Source organism: Vibrio sp. SCP2 (genome assembly GCF_059295395.1).
In genome coordinates this window covers 1,134,835-1,161,346 of the sequence record NZ_JCAFVV010000001.1, presented here as the reverse complement: position 1 = coordinate 1,161,346, position 26,512 = coordinate 1,134,835, and the positions used below count along the sequence as shown (strand labels likewise).

The 26,512-nt window shown below is 44.7% G+C and carries 23 protein-coding genes; 12 read left to right on the top strand and 11 right to left on the bottom strand.

What is annotated here, in order from left to right; genetic code table 11:
- Positions 1-11: 11 nt before the first annotated feature.
- The gene (locus AC5O63_RS05590) at positions 12-1,223 is read right to left on the bottom strand and encodes an argininosuccinate synthase-related protein (RefSeq protein WP_494504218.1); all 1,212 of its coding nucleotides are present in this window, start codon (positions 1,221-1,223) and stop codon (positions 12-14) included.
- Positions 1,224-1,322: 99 nt separating this feature from the next.
- On the opposite strand from AC5O63_RS05590, the gene AC5O63_RS05585 reads away from it, so the two are divergent.
- The gene (locus tag AC5O63_RS05585; RefSeq protein ID WP_494504217.1) at positions 1,323-2,237 is read left to right on the top strand and encodes a LysR family transcriptional regulator; all 915 of its coding nucleotides are present in this window, start codon (positions 1,323-1,325) and stop codon (positions 2,235-2,237) included.
- Positions 2,238-2,282: 45 nt separating this feature from the next.
- Here AC5O63_RS05585 and AC5O63_RS05580 read toward each other — a convergent pair whose 3' ends face one another.
- On the bottom strand, positions 2,283-3,212 hold the full coding sequence (locus AC5O63_RS05580; RefSeq protein WP_494504216.1) for a Gfo/Idh/MocA family protein: 930 nt from the start codon (positions 3,210-3,212) through the stop codon (positions 2,283-2,285).
- An 8-nt stretch (positions 3,213-3,220) separates the two neighbouring features.
- Positions 3,221-4,399, bottom strand: a complete 1,179-nt coding sequence (locus AC5O63_RS05575; protein ID WP_494504215.1) for an MFS transporter — start codon at positions 4,397-4,399, stop codon at positions 3,221-3,223.
- Positions 4,400-4,613: 214 nt separating this feature from the next.
- Between AC5O63_RS05575 and AC5O63_RS05570 the strand changes: the two genes are divergently transcribed.
- On the top strand, positions 4,614-5,105 hold the full coding sequence (locus AC5O63_RS05570; protein WP_494504214.1) for a GNAT family N-acetyltransferase: 492 nt from the start codon (positions 4,614-4,616) through the stop codon (positions 5,103-5,105).
- A 16-nt stretch (positions 5,106-5,121) separates the two neighbouring features.
- Here the strand turns inward: AC5O63_RS05570 and AC5O63_RS05565 are convergent, their stop codons facing one another.
- Both AC5O63_RS05565 and AC5O63_RS05560 read right to left on the bottom strand, forming a co-directional pair.
- On the bottom strand, positions 5,122-6,087 hold the full coding sequence (locus AC5O63_RS05565; protein WP_494504213.1) for an aminoglycoside phosphotransferase family protein: 966 nt from the start codon (positions 6,085-6,087) through the stop codon (positions 5,122-5,124).
- Positions 6,088-6,089: 2 nt separating this feature from the next.
- Positions 6,090-6,371 carry a GNAT family N-acetyltransferase gene (locus AC5O63_RS05560; protein WP_494504212.1) on the bottom strand — a complete coding sequence of 94 codons (282 nt, stop codon included), beginning with the start codon at positions 6,369-6,371 and terminating at the stop codon, positions 6,090-6,092.
- A 171-nt stretch (positions 6,372-6,542) separates the two neighbouring features.
- Here AC5O63_RS05560 and AC5O63_RS05555 point away from each other — a divergent pair, with 171 nt between their 5' ends.
- Entirely contained in the window at positions 6,543-7,277 is a 735-nt protein-coding gene (locus tag AC5O63_RS05555; protein ID WP_239852237.1) for a flagellar brake protein, read from the top strand.
- A gap of 59 nt (positions 7,278-7,336) precedes the next feature.
- On the opposite strand, the gene gltS is transcribed toward AC5O63_RS05555, so the two are convergent.
- Positions 7,337-8,563, bottom strand: a complete 1,227-nt coding sequence (gltS, locus tag AC5O63_RS05550) for a sodium/glutamate symporter (RefSeq protein WP_171320220.1) — start codon at positions 8,561-8,563, stop codon at positions 7,337-7,339.
- A 654-nt stretch (positions 8,564-9,217) separates the two neighbouring features.
- On the opposite strand from gltS, the gene AC5O63_RS05545 reads away from it, so the two are divergent.
- Together AC5O63_RS05545 and AC5O63_RS05540 are read left to right on the top strand one after the other, a co-directional pair.
- Positions 9,218-10,138 (top strand): polyprenyl-phosphate transporter, encoded by a 921-nt coding sequence (locus AC5O63_RS05545; protein ID WP_239852236.1) that lies wholly within the window; start codon positions 9,218-9,220, stop codon positions 10,136-10,138.
- A 138-nt stretch (positions 10,139-10,276) separates the two neighbouring features.
- On the top strand, positions 10,277-11,008 hold the full coding sequence (locus AC5O63_RS05540) for a siderophore ferric iron reductase (RefSeq protein WP_494504211.1): 732 nt from the start codon (positions 10,277-10,279) through the stop codon (positions 11,006-11,008).
- Here AC5O63_RS05540 and AC5O63_RS05535 read toward each other — a convergent pair.
- Positions 11,005-12,213 (bottom strand): MFS transporter, encoded by a 1,209-nt coding sequence (locus AC5O63_RS05535; RefSeq protein WP_494504210.1) that lies wholly within the window; start codon positions 12,211-12,213, stop codon positions 11,005-11,007. The genes AC5O63_RS05540 and AC5O63_RS05535 overlap by 4 nt on opposite strands.
- Positions 12,214-12,366: 153 nt before the next feature.
- Between AC5O63_RS05535 and AC5O63_RS05530 the strand changes: the two genes are divergently transcribed.
- The 5 genes from AC5O63_RS05530 (at position 12,367) to AC5O63_RS05510 (ending at position 19,661) form a co-directional block, all read left to right on the top strand.
- Positions 12,367-13,134 (top strand): ABC transporter ATP-binding protein, encoded by a 768-nt coding sequence (locus AC5O63_RS05530; protein WP_494504209.1) that lies wholly within the window; start codon positions 12,367-12,369, stop codon positions 13,132-13,134.
- A gap of 17 nt (positions 13,135-13,151) precedes the next feature.
- A complete protein-coding gene (locus AC5O63_RS05525) occupies positions 13,152-14,045 on the top strand; it encodes an iron-siderophore ABC transporter substrate-binding protein (RefSeq protein WP_494504208.1) in 894 nt (297 codons plus the stop codon).
- Positions 14,045-16,042 carry a Fe(3+)-hydroxamate ABC transporter permease FhuB gene (gene fhuB / locus AC5O63_RS05520; RefSeq protein ID WP_494504207.1) on the top strand — a complete coding sequence of 666 codons (1,998 nt, stop codon included), beginning with the start codon at positions 14,045-14,047 and terminating at the stop codon, positions 16,040-16,042. The genes AC5O63_RS05525 and fhuB overlap by 1 nt, the downstream gene beginning before the upstream one ends.
- Before the next feature lie 197 nt (positions 16,043-16,239).
- Positions 16,240-17,196, top strand: a complete 957-nt coding sequence (locus AC5O63_RS05515; RefSeq protein WP_494504206.1) for a GntR family transcriptional regulator — start codon at positions 16,240-16,242, stop codon at positions 17,194-17,196.
- A gap of 308 nt (positions 17,197-17,504) precedes the next feature.
- Positions 17,505-19,661, top strand: a complete 2,157-nt coding sequence (locus AC5O63_RS05510) for a TonB-dependent receptor (protein ID WP_494504205.1) — start codon at positions 17,505-17,507, stop codon at positions 19,659-19,661.
- 76 nt (positions 19,662-19,737) lie between these two features.
- Here the strand turns inward: AC5O63_RS05510 and add are convergent, their stop codons facing one another.
- Positions 19,738-20,730: an adenosine deaminase gene (gene add, locus AC5O63_RS05505; protein ID WP_004743923.1), complete on the bottom strand. Its 993-nt coding sequence runs from the start codon at positions 20,728-20,730 to the stop codon at positions 19,738-19,740.
- Between the two features lie 193 nt (positions 20,731-20,923).
- On the opposite strand from add, the gene AC5O63_RS05500 reads away from it, so the two are divergent.
- Positions 20,924-21,589 (top strand): Crp/Fnr family transcriptional regulator, encoded by a 666-nt coding sequence (locus AC5O63_RS05500; RefSeq protein WP_494504204.1) that lies wholly within the window; start codon positions 20,924-20,926, stop codon positions 21,587-21,589.
- A 59-nt stretch (positions 21,590-21,648) separates the two neighbouring features.
- Here AC5O63_RS05500 and AC5O63_RS05495 read toward each other — a convergent pair whose 3' ends face one another.
- The gene (locus AC5O63_RS05495) at positions 21,649-22,626 is read right to left on the bottom strand and encodes an arginine deiminase-related protein (protein WP_494504203.1); all 978 of its coding nucleotides are present in this window, start codon (positions 22,624-22,626) and stop codon (positions 21,649-21,651) included.
- A 361-nt stretch (positions 22,627-22,987) separates the two neighbouring features.
- Between AC5O63_RS05495 and AC5O63_RS05490 the strand changes: the two genes are divergently transcribed.
- The gene (locus AC5O63_RS05490; RefSeq protein ID WP_494504202.1) at positions 22,988-24,841 is read left to right on the top strand and encodes an ABC transporter ATP-binding protein; all 1,854 of its coding nucleotides are present in this window, start codon (positions 22,988-22,990) and stop codon (positions 24,839-24,841) included.
- A gap of 53 nt (positions 24,842-24,894) precedes the next feature.
- Here the strand turns inward: AC5O63_RS05490 and AC5O63_RS05485 are convergent, their stop codons facing one another.
- Together AC5O63_RS05485 and AC5O63_RS05480 are read right to left on the bottom strand one after the other, a co-directional pair.
- The gene (locus AC5O63_RS05485; protein ID WP_494504201.1) at positions 24,895-25,719 is read right to left on the bottom strand and encodes an AraC family ligand binding domain-containing protein; all 825 of its coding nucleotides are present in this window, start codon (positions 25,717-25,719) and stop codon (positions 24,895-24,897) included.
- Positions 25,720-25,752: 33 nt separating this feature from the next.
- Complete coding sequence (locus AC5O63_RS05480) at positions 25,753-26,346, bottom strand: LysE family translocator (protein WP_494504200.1); 594 nt, start codon at positions 26,344-26,346, stop codon at positions 25,753-25,755.
- Between the last annotated feature and the right edge of the window lie 166 nt (positions 26,347-26,512).

Sequence of the window (26,512 nt, the reverse complement as noted above, 5' to 3'; positions counted from 1 at the left end):
GTCACCTCGCACTACGCCGTTTGTTGTTGTTTTTTTAATGATGAGGGAGAGAGTGTGCGCAAACTTCTTTTATGAGCGGTTTGCACCTCCCATGCATCTCTATCACGAAGATACTTAGGCGCATCTGCAACTATGCTAGTTGCGAGAACATGTCCACGTGATAGTGAGAATAAAACACTGCCAGAGACATGCTCGGCAGTGTGAGCGATGAACGCATAACTTGAGCTCTGCAACATGCTTCCCCAACGGCCTTCAACCGCTTCTTGGGTCCACATTTCATTGTGCATCGCTTTTGCTTTGAGAACATCGGTAGGTAAAGTTGCTGTTTCCAACAACTTATATGCTTTCATAAGGATGTGAGCAGCGGGTGCTTCGCGCACCTCTAAGACTTTCTCATCCTCATCTAGGTGGTCGAAACCTACATATCGACCGATTTCATACGCGCCAACGTGGTTGTTAATGAAAGCAATTAACTCTTTAAGATTCATCGGTAAATCATTGATTGTTACCGGATATCCCTTACGAAATCCTATTCTTACTTGATGGTTGTCAAGCTGCTTCGCTGGATCCCATTTTGACCAGCTAAACAGAGATTCTGAGACAGTAAATGATTCTGGGTCATCCAAAACACCCGACTCAAATTCACGGCACCAAAGATTGGCATCACCGCTGACATTGCGAGATTTAAATCCAACTAAACCAGAATGAAATAGCGCTGCGGTTTTCTCTTCACGAGTCAGTGCGGAGTATTCATAGGGCGAGCCGTAATATCCCTGATAGCCACTCGCCTCAATTGCGCCATTTAGACGTCTGAGGCTATTTTGAGATTGATTAGCGGTGTGGATGATGGCCTGACAATTGAGCTTTTGTGCCACTTGCACTGCCTTTTTGACAATGATTGGACGTGATAATGAAGAACTGACAGGGTAGTCGCCAAGATAGAGGGCCTGTGCTTGTATTGCAGAAACCAAACTATGTTCAACGAATTCTTGTTTAGCATCGAGGATCATGAGTTCGACACCATAATGATCGGTAATCAGCTTTAAATTGGACTCATCAATGCCTTCTCCAAGATCAACCACTAATGCGGTCACCTTCACTTTTTGTTCTTTAAGTATCTCGAGGAGGTATGTGCTATCTAAGCCACCACTGAACAGAGTTAAAACATGCTTAACCGTACTAGAGATGGTAAGAATGTCTTCAATACTTCTTAACTTCTTCACGATGTCCTTTCCGCTTTCCTTGCTGTCAATTGACTTAATTAGTATCCATAAGTAACTTTATCGAAACAATACTGCAAATATGCAAAGGATTTTTGCGCCATGGACACAAATAGGCTTATTCCACTGTTATCTGAGATGGCAATCTTCGTCAACGTCGTCGACTCTGGTAGTTTTTCAAACACGGCAAAAAAACTCGGGGTTTCACCCTCATCGGTCAGCCGCTCGATAACCCGCTTAGAAAATGCATTAGAGGAAAAGCTGCTTGAGAGAACCACGAGACAAATGCGCCTAAGCTCCACCGGTCAGGAAGTCTATAGTCTGTGCAGCGATATGATTAACTCAGCAAAAATGGCGGTCTCAGCGGCTCAGGCGGACAAAACCGAAGTTTCAGGTGTACTGCGTGTTGCGGCGCCTAAAGCTCTCTCTAGACAAGTGCTAATGCCGATGGTACTCGATTTTATTGATGCCTTCCCCAATGTGGCGCTACAGCTAAAAGTCGCGGATCACTATATCGATCCTATTGGGGATGAAGTTGATGTCATTATTCATATCACTGACAAACCTACGGAAGGATTGATCGCCAAAACGTTAACCCAGTGCCGCCTAGTCATGTGCGCCAGCCCTGCATATATCGAGCAACAAGGAATGCCAATCCACCCAGAAGATATTTCATCCCACAACTGCCTTTGTCTTGGCGAAAACCCTCGCGATCGGGTTTGGGACTTTACCAATAATCACAAGAAAGTATCGATTAACGTTAATGGCTCATTTGCCGTCAACCACAGTGAGATTCGTCGTGAGGCCGTGTTACGAGGAGTCGGAATTTCGGTATTTCCAGAGTTTGCTATTCAAGATTATGTGGAATCAGGAGAGGTGATTGAAATTCTGCGCGACTGGCATGTAGGCGGCAATTACCAAGGTAAGGTCATTGCTCAGTATGCTCAGTCAAAGTTCATCCCAGGACAAATAAAAACCTTTGTCGACTACATTCAAGACAGGTTTAGTCAGTTATAAAAAAGCGGAGGTTACCCTCCGCTGATTCTATTTTATATGTGTTTACTATTTCATCTGCGCTTCTAAGTGGCTAACCAAGTGTTCTGCGAGTTGATGGCTAGCCATATTTCGAGCTATCGTTTCAGTAGCGATCTTGCCAACTTTGACTACATCAAGCCAATCTTGAATCATGCAATCAAACCCTTTGCTGGCAAGCATTGGAGTCCAATCTTTCAGCACGAGTTTTGATTCTCGATTTTGTTGCCAAACTCGCCCCTCAACAAAAGAGTCAAACTCTAACGCTTTGTTTGCATAAGTCGCTGACACTCTTTCTTTGGTAACGCCAAATTGTCTATTCATCGACGCATGTAGCAACGTTGAATCCGATTGCCATTGAACATCGACCCGAGCAAGCTGACGCTGCTCAAACTGCGCAGTCACATAGACATCATCCAGTGTTGCTTGCCCGTTTAGGTTTACGCTGTCTAGAGGATGGATGAAATCATCAAACACAAAGGTACGGATATCACCCGGTTGATCGTATCTGTGTTTCTCCCACCTTAGGGAAGTGAGGTCACCAACCGCCCCTTGACCAAGTTCCTTAATATGCTGGTTATACAAAGGAATATGGCGGCGATTAAAACCGACATACAGTGGCTGGTTGTGCTTTTCAGCCAGTTCATACAGAAACTCAACGTCTTGTGCACTATCAGCTAGCGGTTTATCGACAAAAGTGGGAACCCCTTGCTGGATAAAATAGGCGGCAATCTCACGATGAGCGGATGTAGCAGCATGAATCATCACCGCGTCAGGGGCAAAAGCTAAAAGCTGTTGATAGTCTTGGCACTGCTTTTCTACTCGATACTGTTGACCGAGGCTAGCTAAAATTTCAGGATTGCGCGTACAGAATATTGGCTCAACATCAGCGCGTTGACAAATCACGGGTAAGTACGCTTTTTGCGCTATATCACCCAATCCAATAATGGCTACTTTCATCTTTTACACTAGCTCCATTTTAAAATTCGAACTTCATTACCCTCTTCAGGTAATCTCGGGATATTGAGAGACAATAACAAAGAAACCAACGCCATTCCGGCACCAATGTAGAAGACCGCTGCTGGCGATACTAGCCAGATAAAGCCGAACGTCACCGGAATAAATACTGCTGCGATATGGTTAATGGTGAAAGAGACACCGGCGGTAGACGCCATATCCGCAGGGTCAGCGATTTTTTGGAAATAGGTTTTGATCGCGAGCGCTAGAGCAAAAAACAGATGGTCGATAACATAAAGTGCCGCAGCCCATTCTGCTGTCTCTACCAAAGCGTAACCAACAAAGACCCCTATCAAGCCAACGTATTCAAACATTAACGCTTTACGCTCACCGACTTGACCAATAAAGCGACCAATACGCTTGGCGAAAAGGAAGTTAAACACGTAGTTGATGATAAATAGTAGCGTGACATCGGCGGCAGAGTAACCAAAACGCTCCACCATTAAAAAGCCTGCAAACACAGTGAAAATCTGACGGCGTGCACCACTCATAAAGGTCAGCGCATAGTAGAGCCAATAGCGTTTTTTCAGAACCAATTTTTTATTTTGCTGCACCTTGGTTTCAAATTGAGGAAAAGCAAACGCCATCCACACCACGAGCAAGAACCCAACGCCGCCAAAGGTTAAGTAGACCCATTGGAAATCCATCTTGAAGACTTCTAGACAAATCCAAAGCGAGCCATAGGTCACCAATGAGGCCAATGCGCCAACAGAGATAAACTTACCAAGCATTTCTGGTGCTTCATCTTTAGAAAGCCACTGTAGTGATAAAGACTGTTTCAGCGTTTCGAAATAATGAAAGCCGGTAGACATGAGAAGAGTCGTAAACAGCAATCCAAAAAGTGAAGGAAAAAAGCCAGTGATTGCAGTACCTAGTGTCAAAGCAGCGAGGGAAAGTATCATAAAGCGCTGCTCTCGAATGAACAGCAACACAAACACTGCCGTAAAAGCGAGAAAGCCTGGTATTTCGCGCACACTTTGCAGCAAACCTATATCTGAACCATCAAAGTTTGCTCGCTCAATAACGAAGTTGTTAAGCAGCGCCATCCAACTTGAAAAAGCAATGGGGACGACGATTGAAATAAGCATGAGGAAGTTTTGCGGAGTTTTCCAACTCGCGGAATGATTCATGAGTGATTCCTTATGTGAACAAGCTGTTACATTAGATCGCCTTCGCTCCAGAAACAAACGAATTTACAATTTATACCATCGTAGCGCGCTTAGGCTTTGAAATGGTGTATCACCAACAATACTCAAGAAAAAATTTCTTTAAAACAATGCTTTAACATTCCTATTATTCTGGTTATGGTGAAGGAATGTTTAACCAGTCGAAAAGGCAAATAATATGGAAATAATAATACGTCCGACTCAAGTCAGCGATGCCGCTGCATTGTGTGAAATTTACTCACAACCTAAAGCGCAACGTGAGACACTCCAGCTCCCAAAACCTTCGTTGAGCATGTGGACGACCCGACTGGAAAACATGCCTGCTGGTGTCTATAGCTTTGTGGCAGAAGATGACGGTAAAGTGGTCGGCAATATTGGCTTCGAACATTCACAACGTCCACGTACCGCTCACTGTGCAAGCTTTGGTATCGGTGTTCACGATGATTACCACGGGCTAGGCATAGGCAGTAAGTTGATAGAAACTGTGCTTGATTTAGCCGATAACTGGCTGCAAGTGAAAAGAGTGCAAATCGAAGTCAACGCCGACAATGAACAAGCGATTGCCTGTTATAAGAAGTTTGGTTTTGAGATAGAAGGTGAGTCCAAGTTTGGCTCTTACCGAGATGGCGAGTACATCAATACCTACTACATGGCACGTATAAAATTGTAGTAAATATAAGGCTTACCTAAGGGTAAGCCTTTAACATTTCTAGCGCGCGATCTTTCAAACTCTCGGTGTAATCATTGATTTTCCAATGTTCTGGGCTCCAACCTTTCACAAATCGCTGAAAATCCGCCCAAGCAATAACAAACAGTGGCCGCCAAGCCGTTTCAACCTCTTCGGCAGACAAATGAGGTTGATGTGTTTGCAAGGCCATTCGTAGAGCAGCGAAATACTCATCCAGAATCCAAGCTTCCATTTCAGCACACTGCTGTGGTTCTACCGCACTACTCATAAACAGCGCAACATCTTTCATCGCACACCCTTTACCTATGTACTGAAAATCAACCGCTGCTGCGTTTTTGCCATCAGGCGTAAAGCAGAAATTTGCCAATTTCGCATCGCCATGCACCAGCGTTGTATAAGGGGCATTTTGAAGCACACTATCTATCTGCTCAGCTCTAGCCTTCAACCCCACATCACTCAATGCTTGTAACTCATCAGCTCGTGTAGCCAAATGCCAATAGGTACCAACTTCCCACAATCCCTCGCCTTGATGGCCGATATGCTGAGCATGAAAGTTGGCAAGCCAACCAAGGCAGGCACTTAAGTGATGCTGACTTGGCGTTGTAACGACTTCGGTAAAACCCACTTGCTTGAGGTCTTCCATCACCAACAACAGCTCTTGCTCATGCTGCTTAACCATTATCGTTGCTGGGACTTTGGCGTGACATCGCTTCGCTGCAAACTGATACCAGTTCAATTCAACTTGATACGAGCGAAGTTTACGTTGGTGCGAGACATCAGTATTCCAGCCTTTTGGATGATGCTTGGGTTTGGGCAACAGAACATGCTTAACGATAACGCTCGTATTATCGACATAAAGGCGAACAAGTTCGCCATAGCCGCCCCATAAGGTTTGCAGAACATCTAATGAATGCAGCGTGGAGTAGCCAAGCTCTAAAACAAGCGGTTGATAATTGTACTTCATTGTTAGTCTGCTTTGAGATGAGACCACTGAGCATTACGATTCAAGTAATGCACAACATAGCTACAAATCGGTTCAATCTTTACACCAAGTTGTTCGATTTGCGGTAAAACCGCTTCCATCATCACTTTCCCGTAGCCTTTACCTTGAAGCGTCTCTGGTACCTTGGTCGAGGTGATCGCGTACACATCACCTTTGTCTTCAAACTTCACGATTGCGTAGTGATCTCCCTCAAGATGAACACGAAACTGTGAGTTTACTTCATCAAAAACTACCTTATGAGACATGTTGACTCCTTAAAATGATACTTAGCTCAACTTTATTGAGTGATTTGATGTTTGAACATACTGCCAAGCAAACATAGAATTGAGACTATCCACTCGTCACATAATGTCATGTGGATGTCACATATTCACCTACCTCAAAAACAATAACATGGTGGGGACAACGGAGGCTAGATGAATACCCAAGCAGCAGCAATTAAAGAACAACCGGCTCGCTCTGCAAATGATAGAAATGTTTCTACTTTAAATAGTACTGATGCGCTCGCCATGATTGAACATGGTGGGGAGCTCACTATTGGCATTACAACACCAGTCGGGACAACATTTCGCTGTAAAACCTCTTTTATTGGTACGCACTCTGGCAATGTTATTTTGGCCGAGCTACCAAAGCTTTCAGAAGACGACTTAAACTTTTTCTTCCAAGAAGGTTTTTGGGCAACCATTCGAGCGATTTCACCAAGAGGTGAAGGTGCTATTGTCCACTTTCGAGGGCAGCTACAGCATGTGTTAAAAGCGCCCGTACCTATTTTCACGCTCTCCGTTCCTCAAACGATGCAAGTGACCCAACTGCGTAAAGAACCTCGCTTCGACGTGAATCTAGCCGCTAGAGTGATTGCAGAGACTCATAAGCTCGACTGTGAAATTCGTGATCTGTCGAAAAGTGGTTGTCGCTTTATCACTGCACCATTGAGTCGCCCATTTCAAATTGGTGATGAAATCGCTTTAAACGTTCAACTAAGCTCGCAAAAAGGAGCTGAGTTCGCACCTCTCTATGGCAAAGTGTGCAACTTACAGCGCTCATTACATTATGCTCGCTATGGTGTTGCGTTTACTGACGACGGAAAAGAGAATGCCAAAGTGCTACTCGGTCATTTAAAATTTGATGGCACTAAGCTTACGCTAAGATAACCAGACCAATACAAAAACGCCCTGCAAATTTGCAGGGCGTTTTCATATCTAGCCACTCATTAACCAATAAATGAAATGTAGCCTTGTAGGATAATCAAGTTAACAATGTCGATGAAAAATGCGCCGACAATTGGCACGACCATAAATGCTTGTGGTGACGGACCAAACTTATTCACCAATGACCCCATATTCATTACTGCAGTCGGCGTAGCACCCAGACCAAAGCCGCAGTGACCACCAGCAATAACCGCCGCGTCATAGTTAGAACCCATCACTTTGAACGTGACAAAGTACGAGAAAACACCTAACACAACAGATTGCACAGCCAGAATGATTAAGAACGGAATTGCTAAGTCAAAGATGTTCCAAAGCTTCAAGCTCATCAGAGCCATTGCCAAGAACAAGGACAAAGAAACCGTACCTAATATATCCACCGTCTCTGCGTCCACTTTATGTGTCTTAGTCACTTCCAATAGGTTGGTAATGAACACACCAATGAACAATGCATAAACGAAGTCAGGGATCATTAGCCAACTGATTTCAAAACTGCTGACCCACTGCTCTAGGTATTTAGCACCCGTCACACAGATCAGAAGAATAAACAAAATCTCGATAACCTTTTTTGCGGTTACTTTGTCTTCTTCATATTCATTGTAAGTCACGAGTTCTGGAAAACGTTCATGGGTTTGTGTACCCGTGCCGTACTCAGATTCAAAGCCATTCTTGTTGATCAGCTTTTGCGCGACTGGACTACCAATAATACCGCCGATGATAAGACCAAATGTGGCCGAGGCCATTGCGATTTCAAGGGTATTAGATAAGCCATAACTGTCAGCAAATGTCTGCGACCAAGCCGCGCCTGTACCATGCCCACCAGAAAGTGTAATAGAGCCTGCAATCAAGCCCATTAAAGGATCAAGCCCCAAAGCGGTCGCCATAGAGACACCAACACCGTTTTGGATAATGATATAAAAAGACGCAACGGCTAAGAAGATAAAGACTTTAGCACCCCCTTTCATCAACTGGGTGTAGTTAGCCGCAAGGCCAACAGTACTAAAGAACATCAACATAAATACTTCTTGCAGCGGTAGAGAGAACTCTAAGTCTATGCCTTTGAAATGCATTAATGTGATGATGACAGCTACGATAAGACCACCGACAATCGGCTCAGGGATATTGAACTTCTTTAAGACAGGAAGTTTAGAGTTGACGAAGTGCCCTAAGAATAAAACGCTGATAGCGATTAAGAAAGATTCTAGTGGTCCAACTGAAATTATCTGATTCATATAACCTCTTTTTTTGATTCACTCATCTTCCCTAACGAGTCCAGAGTCCTCATTGACCCTGTGGAGCTATGCTCATTGATTCAATTTTTCTATTGAAATTTGTCCTTATACAAACAGCCTCAAGATGCTCGTTTCAACAGTTAACCCTACAAATATTAGTCTGGGTTGCGAAAAGAAAGCGGGCATTATTAATAAACTTGCGCCCATTTGTCGAGTATTGACTTTAAAAACACTACTTAAGAGGGTGTAAACGTGCGCTAGATATTAGCTTTACACACTCAGACGAGATAAAGATTGACAAGGTTTTAGGCAAAAAAATAGCCAACCGCAATGTTGCGATTGGCTTATATATAGTGTGAACAAATTACATTCACTAACAACGTCAGTTGGCTAGGTGACCCTCGGCTTAATAAGGGTCACTTTTAGTAATGCAGTTAGCGTGCCAACTTTAAAACCACGTTATTTTTGTCTTACACCGCATTTTTGGGGCGGTTTTACTTCCCAAAATGCAATATGAAAATTGCATTTTGCAATTATTTGCAAAAACATATTAAACCATGTTCCTATAAACACAATTATCAACGTTGATTTTTCATACTTTTTCTACATAAGAGTCGGTATACTCTTGGCACCTAAATTTAGTTATCACGAAGAATGAACTACTTAACTACTTTTCTTAAAGGCATGGCCATGGGCGCAGCAGACGTTGTACCTGGGGTGTCAGGCGGGACCATCGCATTTATTACTGGTATTTACGACACCTTGCTTGAAAGTATTCGTCGTATTAACCCGAGTGTTATTGGCATCTGGAAGCGCGAAGGTTTCAAAGCGGCATTTGCGCATATCAATGGCTTATTTCTTATTGCCCTGTTTGGTGGTGTGCTTACCAGTATCGCGACCCTTGCTAAACTGATCTCATGGCTACTGGTCACTCATCCGATTCCACTATGGTCGTTTTTCTTCGGACTAATTCTGGTCTCTGTGTTCCATATGCTTAAGCAAATTGAACAACGAAGCCTAAGTCGACTCGTCTTCTTACTACTCGGGGTAGCGTTCGCTTACAGCATTACAGTGCTTAATCCACTCCAACTTGAGCCAACCAGCATCAATGTCCTGCTCGCGGGTGGTATCGCGATTTGTGCGATGATCCTACCAGGCATCTCCGGCAGCTTCATTTTGTTATTGATTGGTATGTACACCCCAGTATTAGGAGCGGTTAAATCCTTTGACCTTCCTATCCTTGCTTTATTCCTAACAGGCTGCGTTTTAGGCTTACTGAGCTTCTCTCACGTACTTTCTTGGCTTCTAAAGCGCTTCAGAGATCTTACTCTCGTCTTTCTAACTGGTTTAATGCTTGGTACTTTACCTAAAATCTGGCCGTGGAAAGAGACCATCAGTTGGCGTACAAATTCAAGCGGTGAGCAAGTTCCTCTGATTCAGCACAACTTATCACCTTCAGCCTTTGAAGCATTGAATTCTCAACCGTCTCAACTCGGCATTGCTATTGTCTTAATGCTTTGTGCAATCGGCTTAGTCTTAGGCTTAGAGAAGTTCGCTGAAAATCGAGATCTATAATCATTCACTTTGAAAAAACGGCTTCTATTGAAGCCGTTTTTTATTACCACTAGAAACTTTCGTAATGATAATCAATTGTAATAAAGGTTGGATTTATTTATTCTTGGCTCACTGATTTAACGGAATAAGTACAACAATATGAGTGGCCATTCGTTCTTTGAGCACCTTTTCGAGCACTCACAGCAAGTCACCCCTTATCTACACGGTGCAATAAAACCTCTAGCTGAGATCAATGCCGAGCAGCCGCTCATTCATATCGATCGCTCCAGTTCAGAACATATTCGTCAACTGTACGAAAGTCTGCAACTAGAGCACCCCGAAGCCGGGGCACCGTACTGGCTGACTCGTACTTGGACACTGCTTTGTTGGCAACCTATTTATGTCGCTTTTATTGCTATCTATTCTTGCCAAGGTTTACCTAAGCTGTCAGCGATTGGTCAGCAAGTTCAGCCTAACTTTATCAGTGGTTATCAGTTTGATAATGAAGACTACTTTCAGGGGACTGAACAAGAACTAATTGAACATGCGGGCAAAGAGCTCAATGCTCTATTTGATTATTTCCGCCAAGAGATGAGTATTTGGACCCGTATCCGACCTGGATTTACTAATCACTTGTTTGCTGATGGGGTACTCGGTTGTTTAGTTAAGTTAAGTCAATTTGCTCCCGACCTTCCCGGAGAGTATTTGATTGGTCAAGCTCGACAGTGGTTAGCCGCCTGCAATCTTCCTGAAAAACTCATGGCCTCACTTAGCTATGACGAGGCATCAAAGCAACTCGTCTTTGTGCGAACCTCTTGCTGCTTAGTCTATAAGTGCCAAGGTCGAGAACTGTGTACTGACTGCCCTAGGCACCCTAACAACAAGCGTTAAGATATATCTGCGACTTCGTTTGAGGGGCGCTTTGTAACTAAATAAGCGGTTGCGACTATCAAGCCCGAAAACGCGAGACACAAATATATGGGATACAAAGGGTTTATGGTTGCGGTGAACGCCAGCAACGAGGCTAATCCATAGCCAATGGTATGCGACATCGCAATGTAACCCGCCACAGAGCCAGGTGCATCGCTTTTTTTCTCGGTCGCCTCAGACGTATATGCCGGAACAAGTAGCGCAGCTCCGCTCGCCGCAATCGCCATCGCTAAAGCATACAGCCAAATATTAGGTAATAGGAAAAGCACCAAACCACACAGCAAGCCCACCGCCCCGAGTCGATACATTTTCATTGGCGTAACTTTTTTGTTTTTAACAACAATAAGTTGAACAGCAAACGTAGATGTAGCGCTGATCGTCAAAAGTACCCCAATCCCATCACTGATTTGAGCCGTCGACCAACTTGTTACCGATTGCATAAGCGGAGTAAAACTGTACTGCAATAGCGCAATCGCCGCACACAGCAGCAAACCACTCAATAAATAAGGCATAAAGGATTTATTCGGCAACCAAGGTAAAGCCTCAGCGGGTTTCTCACTCTCTAAACCATGTTGAGGAGTTGGCTGAAAAAGCACCGTGAGGAGGGCGATAAGAGGAAGCGCGATCATTAGCATCAATGGCGCATAGGGAGAAAACTTTAACGCCACTATCGCGATCAATGGCCCAACAAGCCTACCCACGCTCAAGCCAATACTGATACTCGTGATGGCTTGTAATCGATTCTCTGCACCACACAAAAGGATTGCCCAATGTTGGCAAGCGGGAACCATTCCCGAAACAGTGCAACCGTATATAACCCGAGCGAGTATCAAGCCGACTAACCAGAACATTACCAAATGGGGCTGATGGTCACTTAAGATGGCAAATAGAAACAAGAGCACGAAACTGATCGCCATGCCAAACAAGGCTTGGACAACCACATTTCTCGGCCCACGTTTGTCGCTGTACCTTCCCCAGTAAGGTGCCGAGGGCAAAAACAGAAAGCTGCCAATCGCGATAAGAATCGACCAAGTAGGTAAACTGAATGCTGAGCGTTCAACTAAGAAAGGCAATGAAACCAGCAAGCCATTTTGACCAATACCCATGAGTGCTGCTGCTGAACTGATTGCCCACAGTTGAGCCTTTTTTCCGTGTAAAACTGACATATTTGTAATTCATTGTAATTGTTATAAAAATCAGCAATGAACAATTCATATCATTAATGATAGAGTTATTGATTGTGAAAATAATTCTCATTGCCTTTTTGGCGTGATAAAGTTAGCGGCTTAAAGCCAATAACTCAACTTCATATTTTACTTATGTATCAACTTGTCGATGCGTCGTTCGAAATCGACGGTAAAGTTATCCTATCTCCCACTACGCTCGATTTTGCTCCGGGGAAGGTGACAACACTTCTTGGTCACAATGGTTGTGGTAAATCGACCTTAGTTAAACTTCTTAGTCGTCAAAATGCGCCAACTCATGGGCAAGTTTTGTTTAACCAACAACTCATTTCTTCGTTTTCAAGTTTAGAGTTCGCCCATAAAGTGGCTTATTTACCTCAACATCCACCGATCACTGACGGCGTCACCGTTCGCGAACTGGTCTGTTTTGGGCGCTACCCATGGAAAGGGGCATTTGGTCGTTACGGAAAAGAAGATTACGCCATTGTAGACCAAGCGATTGAGAAAGTTGGCTTAACATCATTTGCAGAGCGATTTGTCGCTACCTTATCAGGTGGTGAAAGACAAAGAGCTTGGGTCGCTATGCTACTCGCTCAACAAAGCCAATGTATTTTGCTTGATGAACCGACTTCGGCTTTGGATGTCGCCCATCAACATGAACTATTAGCCTTAATTCGAGAGCTCAACCAATCGATGGGTTTAACCGTGATCATGGTACTACATGATGTCAACATGGCTGCTAAGTTTAGCGATCATCTGATTGCCCTCCATTCAGGAAAAGTCATTGCCGCAGGCTCTCCTCAAGAGCTAATGACGCCAGAGACGTTAATGAAAATATACGGTATGGAGCTCGCGTTGTTCGAACACCCTAAGACGGGAAAACCGATCAGCTACATCCCTTAAACAAGAAGGAACCTGTTGTGAAAAAACTCATAGTAATGCTCTCTGCAGCATTGGCATTCAATAGCTACGCGCTCGATATTACCCACGAAATGGGAACAGCTTCCTTTGGAACGACACCGAAGAAAGTCGTGGCACTAGATTGGGTACTGACCGAAACGGTACTCAGCCTTGGCGTTGACCTCGAAGGTGTCGCCGATACCAACGGCTATCAGCAATGGGTTGTTGAGCCAAGCCTAGATTCTGATGTGATCGATGTTGGCTCACGCCGCGAACCTAATTTAGAGTTACTCACGGATATCAAACCCGATGTCATCTTAATCAGCAAGCATATGGCCGCTGCCTATGAGCAGTTGAATAAGATTGCGCCAGTTCTCGTTTACAGTGTTTATAGTGAAGAAAAGCAACCATTAGCGTCAGCAAAATCTATTACGACCTCTTTGGGTAAACTGTTCGACAAAGAGCAACGTGCCAAGCAAGTGATCGAGCAAACGGACCAACGCCTTGCGAACAACGGAGAAAAAGTGGTATCAGCCGGAAAGTCAGACAAGCCGCTACTGTTTGCGCGATTCATTAACGATAAAACACTGCGTATTCACAGCCAAGGTTCTCTGGCGCAAGACACCATCAGCGCGATGGGGCTAAAGAATGATTGGCAAGAGCAAACCAATCTTTGGGGCTTCACCACAACGGGAACAGAAAAGCTGGCCGAGCATCAAAAAGCCAACGTAATGATTTTTGGTCCTTTAAAACAAGAAGAACGTCAGCAACTTACGAAGTCTCCTCTTTGGCAAGCGATGGAGTTCACTCGTACAGATTCTGTTTACGAGCTTCCTGCAATTTGGACTTTTGGTGGTCTGATCGCAGCACAAAGATTTAGTGACCACATTACCGAGCAACTCATCCAACAATAATGAATACCTTAAAGATCGCAAACCAAGCTAACGGGCGATTAAGTTTTAAAACAGCAGCGTTATTCAGCGCTGCTGTTTTGATCATTGGCTCTCTGCTGCAAATAACCGCTCCCTATTCACAAGGTATTGGCCTCATATGGGACACCATTTTTCATTTTGACTCTGCCAATTATCAGCATCTCATCACCCATTTAACCTATTTGCCGAGACTGGCTGTCGCGATCATTTGTGGATTTGCGCTAGCCGTTGCCGGTTGTGTAATGCAGTTTGTCTTGCGCAATCCGATCGCTTCTCCAACAACATTAGGCGTCGCAGCAGGTGCTGAACTGGGCATGGTGCTGGGTATTTTGTTAATCCCTGCCAACCTTGTCATTCCTGGTTTTGTTCCGGCCTTTATTGGTGGCTGCCTCGCAACCGGACTGGTGTTTGTTTTAAGTTCCGCTAGAGGCTTTTCACCACTACATATGGTGCTCGCAGGTATGGTGGTGAGCCTGTTTTTAGGTTCACTCAACACCATGTTGTTAATGCTCCATGAACAGCGACTTACCAGTATCTTTGTCTGGGGAGCGGGTGTACTTAATCAAAATGACTGGTCGAGTACTCAAATGCTATTGCCTTTGGTTCTCTTACCTACCAGCTTACTCTTAGTCTTACAGCGTCCATTATCCGCACTCCAGTTTGGTGACAATGTCGCGACATCGTTGGGCGTGAATATCAAACAGATCAAACTGCTCTGCTTATCGTTAGCCATTTTCATTACTGCTGCAGTGGTCAGTGAAGTGGGCTTAATTGGCTTTGTCGGTATCGTTGCACCTGCGATTGCCAGAATGCTTGGTGTTAGAGCCCTTGCCAAGCAAATTTTAGCCAGTGGTGTTATCGGTAGTGGTATCTTGCTCACTGTTGATCTAGTAATCCAACCTTTCTCTGGTGTCGGTGGAGAGCTGTTACCGACAGGCGCGATGACAGCCTTAATTGGCGCGCCTTTTTTGTTATGGCTACTGCAACGAACTAAACTGCAATCCGACCTTAAAGCACGCTCTGAACATGTCGAGCATTACAAATTGGTCAGCACTCGCAATATTTTGGCTGCACTGACCGTTGCACTCATCACTGTTTCTCTCTTCGCGATTATGGTCGGTAAGAATCAGTTTGGTTGGAGTCTTGGTTTCAACCAAGCAATGTTCGAACTGCGCGCGCCACGCGTACTTGTCGCGCTGATTGCGGGGATAGGTTTAGCATTCGCAGGAACGATTATTCAGCGTATCTCTAACAACCCAATGGCTAGCCCGGAAGTGTTAGGAATTAGTTCAGGTGCGGCGCTCGCACTGGTTCTCGGCACCTTGTTTGGTATCGCAGTAGGCCGAGAACAACAAATGTTACTCGGTACGCTTGGCGCGGTTTCGGTAACCGCAGTGGTATGGTTAATGGGCAGAAAACACAATTTTGCCCCGACACAAACCCTACTGACGGGTATTGCCTTGAGTGCAGGTTTAGATGCCTTACTCAGAATCGCAATGAGCTCAGGCCATGATAACGCGTCTGCACTGCTCACTTGGCTATCTGGATCGACTTACTTAGTGGCAAACAATGACGTTGTACTACTCGCGATTGGTGTCACCTTAGTTGGTGCGATTGCGCTATCTCTCAATCGTTGGATTGAGTTGATTGGCTTAGGTGAAGTCACGGCGAATGGTATTGGTATGAACGCCACTGTGGTTAGGTTGGTGCTACTGTTATTGGTTGCTGCCTTAACGACGCTGTGTACCATAGTGATTGGCCCACTCAGCTTTATTGGCCTACTGGCTCCGCATATGGCGCGTTCACTTCACCAATATCGAGCCACTCCGCAGATGCTCACCGCGGCCTTACTGGGGGCTACCATCATGGTGTTGGCGGATTGGATAGGACGAACACTTTGGTTCCCTTGGCAGTTCCCTGCTGGACTGCTTGCGTCCTTGATTGGTGGCGGCTACTTCCTCTACCTAATGAGACGTTAGCCTCTAGAACCACAACTCGCCGCAGAAGGCTAACGCATTGGTCTTCTGTGGCAACACTCCTCTCTATTGAAGCGCCCTATCTATCTGTTACTTATTCCAAATTCATTTAATTGTATTTTGGTTGCAAAAATACAATTAATGGTAATGAGATGAATTTATGATTACTATGGGGGCAAGAACACTACAAATTGTCACTCATGGAAAAGACAGCAATCACTAAACTTCAGCAAGATTTATTCAATAAAGTCGTCAGCAAGCTCAAAGCAGAGCATGCAAAAGTTGGCGACAGCCTGAACGAATCTTCGTTAGCCCAACAGTTTGAAGTCTCAAGAACGCCGATGCGCGCTGTGCTCACTTATATGTCTGCTTTAGGGATCGCGAAAGCGGTTCCCTATAAAGGCTTTGTCTTACAGCTTGATGCGCAAGCCATCAAATCTGATGATGCCTCCGATAAGGAAGAATCTCGTCAGGAGAAGCTTTACCTGAGACTACTCATGGATCTGTTCTTCGGTGATATCGACGCGGCATTTTCTGAGAAAGAGCTTCAAGAGCGCTATAACGCCAACCGAGGTGAAATACAAAGTGTGCTCCGCCTACTAGAAAGTGATGGCATCTTGCGCCGTAGTCCCGGCTATAAATGGCATCTAGATGGCGTACTCAATACGCTTGAACGACACACCGAGAGCTACCGGTGTCGGCTTATCTTCGAACCTGCCGGTCTTCTTGAGCCAAGTTGGTCACTCGACCGCCACACGTTAGAGGAGTGTCGCGACCATCATCTTAAAGCGATTCAAGATCCTGATGCAGTGAGCGCCAGTGATTTGTTTCACTTAAGTGCAGAGTTCCATGAGCGGCTTGCCGCATGTTCTGGTAATCGCTTCTTGCTTGGCAATATGCAGCAACATAATCGAATGCGTAAAGCGACCGATCTCGTGTCTATGCATATTCAATCTTCTGTCACCAAGTCTTGTCAGCGCCGTCTGGATATCATCGAGCTTGTATTGGCAGGTGACAACCAAGGCGCGTCATCTAAACTCACTCAACTACTAGAAAATGATATTCGCGTCATGCAGCGCACCTATAGCAATGTGGTCAATCTTTCGTTGCCTGAACGCGAAAAGCTCGTGGCCAGTATTGCTGACATCGACATCTAGTTAATTTTCGTCGAGATTAATAGGTAGCTAAAGCACAGCTGCCTTGTTTTTCTATCCCACCCCAAATTTGTTGTTACTCATAAACTCGCACTGAGGTCACCATACAGCTCAGCGCTACCGACTCTTTTGTCCTCCTCAAGCTGCCATTCTTATCCCGCTATTGAGCTAAAAGAAAATAATTCGCATTAACATATTGCACTTTCGCTGCAGAAATACAATAATAATGATTCTTATTTAGAATAAATAAAACAGTCTTGCCGCCAAATACTAATTTGCGCAGCTTTGTATTGATAAACATAGAGAAAATAATGAAAGCGAGTAAAGGGAAGTTCCCTCTATCCACTGTTGCGATGGCGATCGCCGCTGCAAGCACAGTGTTTACAGCCCAAGCACAAGAGTTCACACCTGAAGAGAAAATGGTGGTGGTTTCAAGCCGTACACCAAAAGCGATCAGTGATATTCCTGGTACGGTTTGGTATATCGATTCAGAGAAAATTGAACAAGAATACCGCGGTGGTAAGACTCTTGGTGATATTCTAGCTTCGGCAATTCCATCTTTGGATGTCAGCAGCGGTGCCCGTACTAATCTAGGTCAAAACCTTCGCGGACGTAAGATGCTCGTGATGATCGATGGCGTTTCTCTGCAATCTTCGCGCTCTATCAGCCGCCATCTAGATTCAATCGACCCATTCAATATTGATCGTATCGAAGTGCTTTCCGGTTCTACGTCAATATATGGTGCTGGCGCTTCAGGCGGTGTGATTAACATCATCACCAAAAAAGCGCAAAGCGAAGAGTTAGAGTTTGAATCCTATGTAGGTGGTACATCTGGTCTTAACTCAAGTGAAGACTTTGACTACAAACTTGCACAGTCTATTTCGGGCGGCAATGAAAAAGTTCAAGCACGTACTTCTGTCGTATACACAGAGACCCAAGGCTTCTTCGATGCCAATGGCACCATCGTTACTCCAGATATCTCACAGGGCTCGTTACAGTTTAATCAGACTGTAGATTTTCTAACAACAGTAGGTGTTAATGTTTCAGACACCAAAAAGCTGAATCTTCTTGCGCAGTACTATGATAGCCAACAAGACTCGCCATATGGTCTGTACATTGTTGGTAGCGACTTTGTAGATGTACGTAAAGGTTTTGATTCTGATCGTGAACACGGTACGGAGCGCATTATGCTTAGCGCCTCTTACGTGGATGAGCAATTCCTTGGCCATCAGCTCATAGCAGAAGCGTCATACCGCAAAGAAGACCAGACTTACACTCCTTATTTCCAGTCTTCTGGTCAACAGATTACAGATGTCATTTCACTTAAAGCAGCGCTCGCGAAAAACTTCGATAAATTTAACATTGTTTATGGTGTCGATGCTTATCAAGACAAGTTGGAAAGTAACCAAGCACTGTATGATCCAACCATTGCCAATAATTCTGGCAACCTAATCAACAAGACTTATGCCCAAGTTGGCCGTTACCCGGGAGTTGAAGTCAGCTCAGTTGCCGCTTTTGCTCAAGCAGACTACTCAATCACTGAAGATTGGACAGTCGAAGGTGGTGTACGCTACCAATACATGTCAAACAAGATTGATGATTTTGTTGGTTATACTCAACAGAAAAAAATTGCCGCAGGTAGCGGTACTTCAGCAGATACAGTTCCTGGTGGTAAAACAGATTACGGCGTCGCGCTATTTAACTTGGGAACAATTTATCACCTAAACAGTGACTCTCAAGTATGGGCAAACTTCTCACAAGGCTTTGATCTTGCTGATCCCGCTAAGTACTACGGACAAGGTAACTACACACTGGTTGGAGATCATTGGCAACTAAATGACAGCATTAACGTCAATGAATCAAAAATGTCAGGGATTAAGACCAACAGCTTTGAATTAGGTTACCGATTAGATACAGGCGATCTAAACCTACAAACTGCGGCTTACTATTCTCAATCAGATAAGAATGTTAAGTACAATAAGACAACACTGCTTATTGAAGAAATCGAAGATAAGAAACGTGTCTACGGTTTAGAAGCAATGGCATCTTACTGGGTTCATGACAATATTCAGCTTGGTGCTTCCGGTCACTATGTAGTATCTGAAGTGAAAGGCAATAACGGCTGGGAAGATTATGATGCTGGCTATGCAAGTACTTCTAAAGCCAATGCTTGGGCAGGTTGGTACGACGCAGATCTTGCGGTAAAACTGCAAAGCCAAACCATGTTTGACTATGAAGATGCTTCAAACAATAAGCTAGATGGCTACACCTTGTTTGATCTGGTCGGTAGCTACCAGCTTCCAGTAGGTAGCCTAGGTTTCGGTATTCAAAACCTATTTGATAAGGACTACACCACAGCTTGGGGTCAACGTGCGCAAATCATCTACTCTACGCACTATGAATCAGCAGCTTATGATTACAAAGGTCGTGGACGCACCTATACTCTTAACTACCAAGTTAAGTTTTAAACAAAGCCGCCAATACAACAAAACCGCCCTATTCGGCGGTTTTGTTTTATCTACTAGGTCCTGTTGACCTAGTGATTTATGCGTACTGCATTAAGTGTTTTTTCACTTCATCAGAAGCAAAAGACTGTTCAACACTCGCGGTATAGATCTGTTTGTAATCTTCAGCGGTAAGTTCAAACTGCTCCATCACCTTTTGCACTTCATCGGTCATCGTCGTATTTGATACAGTACGGTTATCCGTGTTAATCGTAACTGCTAGACCGTCGTTGTGGAACTCTTTCAGTGGGTGCTGCTTAAGCTCTGGAATCGCTTTGGTTTGAACATTACTACTTGGACAAGCTTCAAGACCAACCACATCTTCTTTAACGCGTTTGTAAGCCTCTGCATGATCTTTGATTGCTACACCGTGACCAATACGCTCTGCACCTAGCAACTCGATGGCATCATAAACGTTTTGACCACAGCCTTGCTCACCCGCGTGAATGGTGATTCGGTAGCCTTTATCACGAGCATACTGAGTGTACTCAACATATTCATGAGCAAAGTTGTCTAGCTCAGCACCCGCTAAGTCAAACGCAGCAACGCCTTTACCTAACAAAGGAGCGCCGGCATCAATAATGTCGTTAACTGAATCGATTGGTAGTAGTTTCACCAATGACAGAATATAGTTACCTTTAATATCGTACTGCGCTTCAGCACGTTTCATGCCTTTGACCGCACTCTCAATGATTTCTGCGTAAGTCAGCCCTTGCTGGGTATGCAGCTGAGGGCCAAAGCGTACTTCAAGGTACTTCACGTTCTCTTTTGCAGCATCTTCGAACAGCTCGAAAGAAATACGTTCAATGCTGTCTGCGGTTTGCATCACTTTAATTGGCAGTGCAAAACGGTCTAAGTATTCTTGCAGGTTAGGACAAGTTTCCGGCGCAATCATCATTGTTTTGATCTCTTCGGCATTCTGGCTAGGCAGCTCAATGTTATTTTCAGCGGCTAAATCAAGCACAGTTTGCGGGCGAAGGCTGCCATCTAGGTGACAATGAAGATCGATTTTAGGGAGATCAAAGTAGTTCATCTGTTTTTGTCCTAACTTTCCTGCTTATTGAGTAAGCGTAGCTCAACACACCAAAGTGGCGGTAATGACACTTAATCATTTGTTTTGATAACGATAAAACTCATGGTATATGATTAACGATGATATATAACACGACAATTGTCCGGTCGCACGCCAAAATAGCCAAATCAATGTTAAGCAAAGCAAATTCACTATGGATAAGAATAAGATTTTAAGTGACGGGTTGAATAAGATCCGCCAACTAGTGAAACGTGAACAGTACAAAACCTTGCACGTCAGCAAAGGCGATTTCATCATTCGCCAACATAGCGAAGTCAATGAAGTGTATTGGACAGAAGCGGCGCAGTTTTCAGTGCTGCACACCGCAGAGAATGGGAAGACTCTCAGCTTAGGGGACTACTATCTGGAAGATAACTTCTTTGGTGAGATGGAGTTCTTCTCTGATAAGCCTAGCCCTTTTAGTGTCATTGCAACACAAGATGCTCAACTGACCGTGATTCCAAAAGAGCGCTTTGCTGAGTTCCTGCTTGAAGATGCCCAGGTGGCTTTTTGGATGAGCCACCGTATGTCGAACATCTACCTAAATACCATGCATATTGCGATGGAACGTTCTCTCTATCCGCTGAAGTTCAATATCATCAAAGATATGCTCACTAGATATACCTCTGGTACTCATACTAGGGGACACAGTTATATGTACCAAGAAGCGCAAAGATTCGGCTGTACGGAAAGAGCCTATACGCGCATTATCCACGAACTGATTAAAGAAGGCTTGGTCAAGAAAGGCGCAGATAGCTCTGAGATAGTGCCCGTTGATATAGACAAGTTAAACGACTATCTAGAACAGTACTACCAATAGCACTAAACCTAAAATGGGCACCAATAAGGTGCCCATTTGTTTTTAAATTCGCTTGAAGCTTATAGGTTGTTGGTACGTGTTGGTAAGAACACTTCACCTAGCATACAACGAACGCTACCACCGCCAATGTTTTCAATCGTTTTAACGTTAAATGGCAGCAACTTACCATGGCTCGACAGTTGAGCACGTTGAGCTGGAGAAAACGCATCAAACGCTGATTGAGACATCGCAATCACTTTTTCACCGTTAACCGTTTCAAGCTGTAAAATGTTGCCACAGAACTGATTCATCTGTTCTAGTGAAATCGAAATCACCTGTTTGTCCTTCGCTAATGACTTGATGACAAAGCGGCGTTCAAACTCAGGGATGACCTCATCACAGATAACGCAAAAGCTTTCACCGATCGCCATCATCACATTAGTGTGGTAAATCGGCTTTCCTGATGGCAATGCAGTCTGGAACGAAACCACTCGATCGTAACCAATACGCTCAGCGTAATCTTCCAATACTTCACGATCACAACGCTGAGAAAGCGCTGCGTAGACGGTTCTATTGACATGATCTTTTACCATCACGCCTGTACTCTCAAGATGCGCATCTTGCTCTAGATATGACAGAAGACTATCTTGAGATTGTACTGGGCGACCTGCACTTTCAAGCGTTGCAACTAATGCATCGACTTTAACTTCTTGCTGACGGTTTTTGCACGCCATCGGGAAGGTATATAGCTCGCCACTCGCTGTCGTACTAAACCAGTTATTTGGGAACACTGCATCAGGTGTTTCTACCTCACCCAACGGGTAATCATAGACAACAACTTGAACACCCACTTGACGCAACTCCGCCACCATGGCGTTAAACTCTTGCATCGCACTTTGGCGAACTTCGCTGGTAGACAGAGAAACTTGGTGTTGGAATTCATTGTCCTGCGCCGTTTCGGCATTAAACGCAAACTCTTTTGGTGGCACCATCACCACACAATTAGCGTTTTGTACTGTTGATTGATTTTTCTGTAGTAGGGTTTTCTGTTTCAACATTGTGACAGACTCAATTAATCTCACTCATTACTGCCAATTGTAGACATAATGTTAAATGAAATATTACTGAATTAACCTGATAATTGACCACAACCACAGTAATAATTACTGCTATTAAACTTACAGCCAGTTATTTTTATTGTCACCATGACTTTTTATTATCTTTGATTGAATATTATGCAAAGGAAAGAATAATAAACTGGTTACATTTCCCCCACTAAGGGTATACCATTGCTGTACCAAGCTAGATAGGTGACTAGATTGGTGTTTCACCCTTCCTTTTAGGGTCTATTGACCCTAGTGGACGTACGCATCTGCCACATAGGCAACTTTCTATCTTTGCGTGTTTAGGAATTTATTTATGTTTAAAAAGTTTGAAGGCTTTACTAAGCCTTTCCCCGAGCAGGAGCCAACACAGCCTCCTTCGGGTATTTTTGCGTTTTGTCGCCACTACACCCGCGGGTTCGAAATCCCGTTGATCATCATGTCTGTAATGGCAACCATTGTCGCAATTGTTGAAGTTTCTCTATTTGGAGCGATGGGTAACTTGGTCGATTGGCTGTCGAACAGTAACCCAGAAACGTTTTGGCAAGATAACCAGAGTGATCTGATTTTCTACGGCATCCTTTTGCTGGTTGTAATGCCTGTTCTTGTGGTTGGTTACTCGCTACTCGTTCACCAGACGTTACTTGGCAACTACCCGATGTCGATTCGTTGGTTAGCTCACCGCTACTTACTGAAACAAAGTCTGAACTTTTATCAGGATGACTTTGCTGGTCGTGTCGCGACTAAAGTGATGCAAACCTCGCTGGCGGTACGCGAAACCGTGATGAAGACGATGGACGTGTTCGTTTACGTTTCTGTCTACTTTACCTCGATTGTCGTGCTATTAGCTCAGGCCGACTGGCGCCTGATGATCCCAATGATCATTTGGCTATTCTGCTATGTCGGTATTCAGCTCTATTTCGTACCTAAGCTGAAACAGGTTGCTTCTGAGCAAGCGGACGCTCGTTCAACCATGACGGGTCGTATCGTCGATAGCTACACTAACATTGCAACCGTGAAGCTGTTCTCGCATAGCCAACGTGAAACAGAGTACGCCGAAGAAGGCATGAATGGCTTCTTAGGCACCGTTTACCGTCAAATGCGTTTAGTGACAGGGTTTGATGTCGCGGTCGAGATTACTAACTACGTTTTGGTGTTCTCAATCAGCGCGCTCTCTATCTACCTGTGGATGGATAACTCGATCAGTATCGGTGCAATTGCGATTGCGATTGCCCTAGCACTGCGTATCAACGGTATGTCGATGTGGATCATGTGGGAAGTCGGGGCTCTGTTCGAGAACATGGGTACCGTAGTTGATGGCATGAAAACCATGTCTAAACCCATTGATATTCAAGACAAACCAGACGCGAAACCTCTAGTAGTCAATCAAGGCGGTATCGAGTTTGACGATGTTAGCTTCCACTATGGTGACAAAACCAAAGGCGTTATTAGTAACCTTAACCTGAACATCAAGCCAGGTGAAAAAGTGGGGCTAGTCGGTCGCTCTGGCGCGGGTAAATCTACTTTGGTTAACCTGCTTCTTCGTTTCCATGATGTTGAAAGCGGTAAGATCAAGATCGATGGTCAGGTTATCTCTGATGTCACTCAAGACTCACTGCGCAGTAACATCGGTATGGTAACGCAAGATACCTCACTGCTGCACCGCTCTATCCGCGATAACATCTTGTATGGCAACCCTGATGCGAGCGAAGAAGAGTTACACCGTGCAACGAAACAGGCGCACGCACATGAGTTCATCGAAACACTGAACGACCCGTTTGGCAACGTAGGCTACGATGCTCAGGTTGGCGAACGTGGTGTGAAGCTTTCTGGTGGTCAACGTCAGCGTATTGCGATTTCACGTGTCCTACTGAAAGACGCTCCGCTTCTGATTCTTGATGAAGCAACCTCAGCCCTAGATTCAGAAGTTGAGGCAGCCATTCAAGAGAGCCTGAATGAGTTGATGCAAGGTAAAACGGTTATTGCCATTGCGCACCGACTTTCAACCATAGCCGCTATGGATCGATTGATCGTTCTCGATAAAGGCGAAGTCGTCGAGCAAGGCACTCACCAAGAGTTAGTTCAAAGTGGCGGAATCTACGCTCAGCTTTGGGCCCACCAGACAGGTGGCTTTATCGGTGATGAAGAGGCTGAAAAGCAAAGCGCTTAAATCACGCGTTAAATAGATAAAAAGGAAGCCTCGGCTTCCTTTTTTATTGCTGCTCAATCTACAAAGTGTGATTGATAGAACTTAGGGGTAACGGCAATTTTCTTTTTAAACTGACGCTGAAAGTGCGCTTGGTCAGAAAAACCAAGCTCTTGAGCTACCTCGACGATCTCCTGACCGGATTTAAGCATCACCTTAGCACGTTTGATTTTCTCATCCATCAAATAGGCATGAGGCGGAAGACCATAGTAGTGCTTGAACGCTCTAAGGAGCTGGTAACGGCTCATCTGGGCTTCTTGCGCTAAATGATCCAATTGATGAATTTGGCTAACGTCATCGAGCAGTTTTTCTTGCACCCTCTTTAATGATGAAGAAGGGGAGGGTTTAACCTCCATAGAGCTCTGCACGTGAACAGCTTCAATAAAGTCATACAGACGAGTTTGTACCTGTAATTGGCTCGATTCTGACTGGAGATCGTTAAACAGAGCTAAATAGTGATTTTTGATTAGCTCACTGCGCTCAAATGCGTGACGAAATGGTGTGTAGTCTGCACTATACCCAGCCTGAGATTGGCCGAGAATTTCTCGCTGAATCGCCCCCATCTGTTTAGTATCAACAAACAGCATGCTATAAGACCAAGTTCCCGCTTCTGGGTTACAAGAGTGAACATCGGCGGGATTAATCGTCACTATGTCACCGCGACCAATATGATGCGTCGAGCTGTGATTACGATAGTCAGCTTTGCCTTGTTGAATTATCCCAAATGAAAACTCATCATGAGAATGCGCTGCATAACAAGCGGTGCTTTGGCTTGCGATTCTCATCTCAATCCAAGGCAATACCGTACTTTGCTTAAAGTTCGCGCTGTTATCTTTTTTCATGCGCAGCTCCTTGCGCTGTATAGGTTTGCAAAACTATAACCAAATCATGCTAACAGAAGCGGCCAAGGTTATCGCCATCATTCGATTAAAAATGCGCTGCTTATGGGGCTGAGATAAGTAACTAGATAAAGCGCGCCCACTCACCGCCCATAAGCCGACACCCACTAAGCAACAAACTAACGACACCAGAGTAAATACCCAAAGCCAGTAATCTGTGTTGCCCTGTCCTACCACATACAAGCTGACTCCAGACATCGCCACCAACCAAGCTTTAGGATTAAGCAATTGGGTAAGCGATCCTATCCACCAGCCTGAGGTCTGCGTCGTTTGCCCTTCCAATTCAGCCACAGGTGTAGCAAATATCTGGTATGCGAGATAGAGTAAAAATGCGCTGCCTACCCACTTCAATGTGGCTTCCAACAAGGGCAAGAACTCAACCAACTCATGCATTACACTGCCAGAGATGAGCACAACTAAAGCATAAGCAATTGACGCCCCTATCACCAATTTACCGGCTTCTCGACTACCCCGCTGAGCGGCAGTGGCCGTCGCCAAAAGATTCACCGGCCCGGGTGTGGCGGCGCCCACAAATGCAAACGCCAACATAGCAATAATTAGACTATTCATTTTGTTCTCCTTCACTAGCCATTTAGCCTAGCCAAAGAGAAGTAAGAGTTATTGAACGATATTGCAGGCGTGTAAAAACGAAAAAAGCCACATTCGAAATGTGTGGCAAAACAAAAAGAACTGGCAGTGAATAGTTCGCTTTGCGTTAATTGAAGTTCAAGCTGAA